Here is a 6,364-nt window from a genome sequence, read left to right on the forward strand (position 1 = left end):
ATTCGGTGAGTTGTTGAACTAATTTTTGCTCCTGATTTTCTAATTCTTTGATGCGTTCCTGTTGAGTAGGGGTACGCTCGGTTTCTGGAATGATGCGGAGGTCGGTAAGTTCGGTGCCGAGTTGGGTGGCATTGTTATTGTTAAAGATTTGTTTGTAACCTTCCCAGATTTCTGTTTCTAAGGAGAGTAACTCAATACCAGTGCGGGTGTCTTGGTTGCCACGGATATCACGGCGGTTAAATTCTGCGATTTCTTGGAGTTTGAGTAGGTCGAGAACTCGTTGTGCTTCGAGGATGCGGTCTTGTTCAATTAGGATATCTGCAAGACGACGATAGTACTTGGCAATAGTGTCTTCGTAAGATTTTTGGAAGTCTTGAGGTAGTTGGCGGAGGTCTTGGCGAATGGATTCGGTGGTGTTGATGGATTTTTTGTAGAAAACAATAGCTAATTCTGGTTTGTTTTGTTGCTTTAGTAGTAGAGCTATATTGCTCAGACTTTTGGCTTCAAGTTCAGATTCGCTCACTTCTCGAAAAATATTCAAAGCTTGTTGAGTGTAAGAGAGTGCTTCCTCATACTTACCTAGATCATTGTAAACTCTCCCCATATTGTTGAGAGCCACTCCTTCCCCAGGTCGTTCACCTATTTCTCGGCGAATATTCAGAGCTTGTTGAATGTAAGAGAGTGCTTCCTCATACTTACCTAGACTATTGTAAATAGTCCCAATATTACTGAGAGTAGAGCTTTCCCCAGAGCGGTTGCCTATTTCTGTGGTAACCTGCAAAGATTGTTCAAAGTAAGAAAGTGCCTCCTGATACTGACCTAGATTATTGTAAAAATTCCCAATATTATTGAGAGAAGCTGCTTCCCCCAAACGAGCGCCTATTTCTTGGTTAATCTTTAGAGATTGTTTATGGTAATTTAGTGCTTGCTTATACTTACCTAGACTCTCATAAACTAATCCCATATTATTGAGAGTAGTGCTTTCCCCAGAGTGGTCTCCTATTTCTTGGCGAATCTGCAAAGATTGTTCAAAGGAAGAGAGAGCTTTCTCGTACTTGCCTTGATTCCTGTAAAGTAAGCCAATATTGTTGAGAGTAGTACCTATCCCAGAGCGCTTGCCTATTTCTGTGCTAATCTGCAAAGATTGTTCAAAGGAAGAGAGAGCTTTCTCGTACTTACCTTGACTACTGTAGACATTCCCAATATTGTTGAGAGTAGTACCTATCCCAGAGAGGTTCCCTATTTCTTGGTCAATATTCAACGATTGTTCAAAGGAAGAGAGTGCTTGCTCATACTTACCTTGACTCTTGTAAACATTCCCAAGATGTTTGAGACTAACACTTTCCTCAGAGCGGTTACCTATTTCTGTGCTAATCTTCAAAGATTGTTGAAAGTAAGATAGTGCTTTCTCATACTTACCTTGACTATCGTAAACACCTCCAATACCATTGAGAGAAGCCGCTTTCCCAGAGCGGTCTCCTATTTTTTCGCGAATCTTCAAAGATTGTTTATGGTAATCTAGTGCTTTCTCATACTTACCTTGACTACTGTAAACATTCCCAATATTGCCAAGAGTAACCCCTTCCCCAGAGCGGTTACCTATTTCTCGCTTAATATTCAAAGATTGTTGATAGTAAAAGAGTGCTTCCTGATACTTACCTTGACTACTGTAGACATTCCCAATATTGCTCAGAGTAGTACCTATCCCATAGCGATAGCCTATTTCTCGGAAAATCTTCAAAGCTTCTAGAAGCTGATCGAGAGCTTGCTCATACTCACCTCTACTTCTGTAAATTTCCCCAATATTGTTGAGAGTAGTACCTATCCCAGAGCGCTTGCCTATTTCCGTGCTAATCTTCAAAGATTGTTGAAAGTAAGATAGTGCTTTCTCATACTCACCTAGACTATTGTAAACCTCCCCAATATTATTGAGAGTAGTGCTTTCGCCAGAGCGGTTCCCTAGTTCTCGAGCAATCTTCAACGATTGTTCAAAGTAAGAGAGTGCTTCTTTATAATAACCAAAATTATGATAAATTATCCCAATATTATTGAGAGTAGTGCTTTCGTCAGAGCGGTTTCCTAGTTCTCGGTCAATATTCAAAGATTGTTGAAAGTAAGAGAGTGCTTTCTCGTAGTCACCTAGACTATAGTAAATAGTTCCAATATTGTTGAGAGAAGTCCCTACCCCAGAGTGGTTAGCTATTTCTTGGTCAATATTCAAAGATTGTTTATGGTAAGAGAGAGCTTTCTCGTAGTCACCTAGACTATTGTAAACCTCCCCAATATTATTGAGAATAACTCCTTTGTTTGGGCGATCGCCGATTTCTCTAAATATAACTAAAGCTTGTTCAAACTTCTCCAATGCTTCCCGAAGCTGACCTGTATTCAGTAGTTGCAAACCTTCACTATTCAATCGCAACCCCTCAACTCTTCCCTCTTGACTCCTTTCCTCCTGCGCTTGAGCAAGTAACGACATTCTCAGATTTGTTCCCACCAGTTGCACGGGAAAACCCCACAACAGCAAAAATGACAATAGGAAAATAACAGACTTAAAATGACGGCGCATAATCTAAATTTCTCCTCTCATAACAATAATATATAGATGTAAAGGCAAAAAACTATGCAAAACTCCCTATATAGCACTACACATTTAGGTTAGGACGTTACTCAATGCTCAAACTCACTCATTTCAGTTATCAGAAATTAGCTCTAACTTCTAACTTCTAACTTCTGACTTCGACTATCCAACCCCATACCCGGTATACTCACGAACATCAGGAGGATGAAAAGCAAGTACAATCCTATCCTTCGGTACTCCCACAGCAACAAGTTCGTCCGTAATACCATCCTCAATACCATCGTAATAAATCCAAATTTTCTGATGGCGGATTTCGGCATGGACAATAGTACCATACACATGACGACGATTTTCCCATCCTTCATGGAGCAACATAAAATGGTTGCGGTCTTGACTAATAATCACAAAAGTTTTCACATCACCATAGCAGTAAGGAATATCCGCATAGTATTGCAAAATCTTTGAGAGTGTGTCGCGCCACCCCTCTATATCTAAGAGTCTATCTGTGGTTTCCATTGAATAATTCCCTCCATCAAAGCATCAAAAGTAAACAGGCGAAAACCAGGTTCAGCTAATAAAAGTTTTCCTGCTTCCTCCTCAAATAACGTTGCAAAAATATCGCCCTCGACTGCCAAATATATTAGACGTGATGGGTCTTGTTTCTGAAGTATTCTACTGTAAAAAAAGAATTGTCCCCAGGCTTTTTCCAGCTCATTAATCAAAGAAGGACTGATAAAACTTTTGACTTCAACAGCTATTTTGGTCGCACCTCGTTCGGCAGCAATCAATTTTTCAGCACCTAAGTCAACTTGAACATTGCGAGTACCAATTCTGAGAATTAGTGGGTCTTTGGTAATAGTCCAACCATCTTTAATTAAGGCAGTTTTCACAGTATTATGATAAAGGTCTTTAGCAGGCATTAAGCTGTTTTTTAATTAGATAAAATTGGGCTTGTCAATTATTTATTATTGAGTATTGTAGCAGTTATTTAATCTTTGAAGTACAGTTTTATATCCCACCCTGCCCCCCTTTGTAAGGGGGGAGTCTTCAATTAAAGTTCCCCTTTGTAAGGAGATTCTTCAATTAAAGTTCCCCTTTGTAAGGGGATAGTTCTTCAAAGTCCCCCTTTCTAAGGGGGATTTAGGGGGATTATCAATGTACCTCATTAAACAGAGAAATGCTATGATTTCTTTTCAGGACAAAATTCCGTGTTCTTTATTTCCTCCAAATTTTCTTTCAATTCTGCGGAAGGTTTTGCCACAGAAAATAACTCTTGATAAGCATCGCCAAGTAAACCTTTTTCCATAAAATAATTAGCTCGTAATAAAGCCATTTCCTCAGCAGAAATACCAGGAGATTTTTCCGACAAAGCCTTCAATTCTGACTCAATAGTTGCTCGGCGATCGCCATCTATAATTTTCAAAGGAAAAGGCAAGCTAGTTATATCTCCTTTATGCAAGAAAACCTCATAAATTTTGCCTCGCTCTAAGCTTTTACCTTGATAAATAATTTGGGTTTTATATTCCACATTTCGTTCCCAGATTATTTGCTGATTTTCAGAAGGAACTTCTATAAACATTTCTCGTATTTCTCCCTGCCAAATAAATATAGGTTGCTCTCGGAAAACTTCCACAAATATTTCCTCTGAGGAGCCTTCTAATTTGTATAACCAAGGTGTAATTAAACAAAAATCTTCACCACGAGAACCTCCTTTTCCTTCTCCTCTAGACTCACCATCATTATAAGGAGGTTCGGGTTCGGGTTGTTCCTCTTTAGCATTAAAAATTACTTCTTGAAGCCGATCCAAAATTTCTTGGCTAGAAGGGGGCTTTTGAGCAATAATTTGAGCATTTACTTGACTAACTAATGGATAATAATTAACCAAGAGTAAGCCAGAGATTGATAGAAGGAAAAAAGATAGAAATGAATGAAATTTATAACGCATATTTTTCACATTTTAATCTTCAATATCTCTAAGCATCCAAATATCTAAACCAGCATTAGGATGACGCATAGCAGCATCATTAGTAATAAAAACTTTACATCCTGCTGCTACAGCAGTTGCTAGATGTAAAGCATCAATTAAACCTAAATTACTACTTCCTCTCAACCTAGCAGCAGCAATTACTATTGCTTGAGGAAGACTACAGAAAGTAAGATTAGGAAACTTGGGCAGATCGTTAGCATATTTCTCGGCAATTTCTATTTCTCCAGTACGCAAAGGTTTAACCATTAATTCTGCTAAAAATAAGTCGCAAGCAAATCCTTTACAACTACCTTTTTCAATCATTTCAAAAATTTTAATAGCACGATTACCAAATTCTAAATTTCCCTCCAAAGCGTAAATAAAAATTACACTATCTAGAGCAATTTTAGCACCTTGAATATCTTATAATCTCGCCATGATTCTCGTTGTTCCCGAATATAATTAACTGCATTTTCTCCTTGCCAAAGTTGACGATGTTTACCAAATAAATGAGAAGATTTGCTAGTTGCTGGAGTCATAACAACAGTGACATTTACTACTTTTATTTCCAAGCGATCGCCTGGTTGTAAATTTAGCACTTCTCGAACTTCTTGAGGAATTACAATTTGGTATTTTTCTCCTAGCTTTTCTATTGTCATTTCAGTTATCAATTATTAGTTATCAAGTGCAATAGATGTAGGTTGGGTTGAGGAACGTTAGCGCCAGCTTATCCGTTAGGATAAACCCAACAACCATAAATTTTATGTAAATTTTATGTTGGGTTTCACTCCGTTCAACCCAACCTACTAGACTCAACTCTTAATCCGTATATCCGTGGCATAATCCGTGTGAGCTTTTATCCTCCTTTTATTTAGCCAAAAATAAACCCAAAAAGTCACAGAAGGTAACACAACAGGTAACAAAATTGCCCCAGAAATATAAACTTGTAAACTAACAATTACATAAACAAGATTAGCAACTACAAAAACCCCTACCCACCCACCACGCTTTTCTGGATATTTATTCAATAAAATAATAACACCTTGACCCAAAAAAGCACCCACCCAAGTCATCCAAAAATCTGGTATAGGAATGACTATTCTATTAGTAAGAAAATGATGCAGCATATAGGCATGAATTTCACCTCCCGTTAAATTTTTGTCATTATTCCAATAACGAAAAGCCATCGGTGGGATGTAGTTATCTCCCCCGTATTTTAGCCCTGCATTCTCATATCCACCAGGAGCTATTATTACTACCTGTTGTTTAACTTTATCTTCGATTTGAGTTACTTCACATTTTCTATTTTTTTTGGCAGCTAAAGAATTAGAAGTTAAGGAATTATTGGATTCCAAAAGTCGCCAAGCAGGAATACAATCATATATTTGGTCATAACTAATAGAAAAATCTATGATTGGATGAAGCCATCCTTGTTTCAACCGATAAGAAAATAAAGTTAGGGATTTCCAAGGATAAATTCTAGGAAAGAATTTTTCATAGTTAACTGCTTCTTTTTCCTGATTGAGATAATCAGATAACTGAACAAAAAAATCAACATTATTTTCTAAGTTTGGTTGAGGTGAATTACTATATTTTTTATCGGAACTCAACTTGTAAGCTAATAACAACATAGAGGAAAAAGTCATATTTTTTAGATTGGAAAAATTGGGCAGTGCTAAATATCTGCCACGACCAAGTACAGTCATATTTCCTTCTAAACTCCAATTCAAACTAGCAATTTCAGGAATTACACCATATTCATCTAGAACAAAAACAATCCATTGTTGTTTTTTTACTGCTGTTTGAATAGCTTCTGCTAA

6 protein-coding genes and 1 pseudogene are annotated in these 6,364 nt (G+C 37.5%); all 7 read right to left on the reverse strand.

What is annotated here, in order from left to right; all coding sequences use genetic code 11:
- On the reverse strand, nucleotides 1-2,566 hold a 2,566-nt coding region (locus tag AC3DU7_RS21480), incomplete at its 3' end, for a tetratricopeptide repeat protein (RefSeq protein ID WP_488041340.1).
- 174 nt (nucleotides 2,567-2,740) lie between these two features.
- Entirely contained in the window at nucleotides 2,741-3,094 is a 354-nt protein-coding gene (locus AC3DU7_RS21485) for an element excision factor XisI family protein (protein ID WP_488041341.1), read from the reverse strand.
- On the reverse strand, nucleotides 3,070-3,498 hold the full coding sequence (locus tag AC3DU7_RS21490) for an element excision factor XisH family protein (RefSeq protein WP_488041342.1): 429 nt from the start codon (nucleotides 3,496-3,498) through the stop codon (nucleotides 3,070-3,072). The genes AC3DU7_RS21485 and AC3DU7_RS21490 overlap by 25 nt, the downstream gene beginning before the upstream one ends.
- Nucleotides 3,499-3,758: 260 nt before the next feature.
- On the reverse strand, nucleotides 3,759-4,523 hold the full coding sequence (locus AC3DU7_RS21495; RefSeq protein WP_488041343.1) for a hypothetical protein: 765 nt from the start codon (nucleotides 4,521-4,523) through the stop codon (nucleotides 3,759-3,761).
- A gap of 12 nt (nucleotides 4,524-4,535) precedes the next feature.
- Nucleotides 4,536-4,916 carry a type II toxin-antitoxin system VapC family toxin gene (locus tag AC3DU7_RS21500; protein ID WP_488041344.1) on the reverse strand — a complete coding sequence of 127 codons (381 nt, stop codon included), beginning with the start codon at nucleotides 4,914-4,916 and terminating at the stop codon, nucleotides 4,536-4,538.
- A 23-nt stretch (nucleotides 4,917-4,939) separates the two neighbouring features.
- The gene (locus AC3DU7_RS21505) at nucleotides 4,940-5,203 is read right to left on the reverse strand and encodes an AbrB/MazE/SpoVT family DNA-binding domain-containing protein (protein WP_488041345.1); all 264 of its coding nucleotides are present in this window, start codon (nucleotides 5,201-5,203) and stop codon (nucleotides 4,940-4,942) included.
- 153 nt (nucleotides 5,204-5,356) lie between these two features.
- A pseudogene (locus tag AC3DU7_RS21510) lies at nucleotides 5,357-6,364 on the reverse strand (hypothetical protein); the annotation flags it as partial.

Source organism: Okeania sp. (assembly GCF_983059655.1).

Bases quoted from the DNA above. Each gene is read 5' to 3' on its own strand.
- AC3DU7_RS21485 (WP_488041341.1), bottom strand. From the start codon at position 3,094: ATGGAAACCACAGATAGACTCTTAGATATAGAGGGGTGGCGCGACACA.
- AC3DU7_RS21490 (WP_488041342.1), bottom strand. From the start codon at position 3,498: ATGCCTGCTAAAGACCTTTATCATAATACTGTGAAAACTGCCTTAATT.
- AC3DU7_RS21495 (WP_488041343.1), bottom strand. From the start codon at position 4,523: ATGCGTTATAAATTTCATTCATTTCTATCTTTTTTCCTTCTATCAATC.
- AC3DU7_RS21505 (WP_488041345.1), bottom strand. From the start codon at position 5,203: ATGACAATAGAAAAGCTAGGAGAAAAATACCAAATTGTAATTCCTCAA.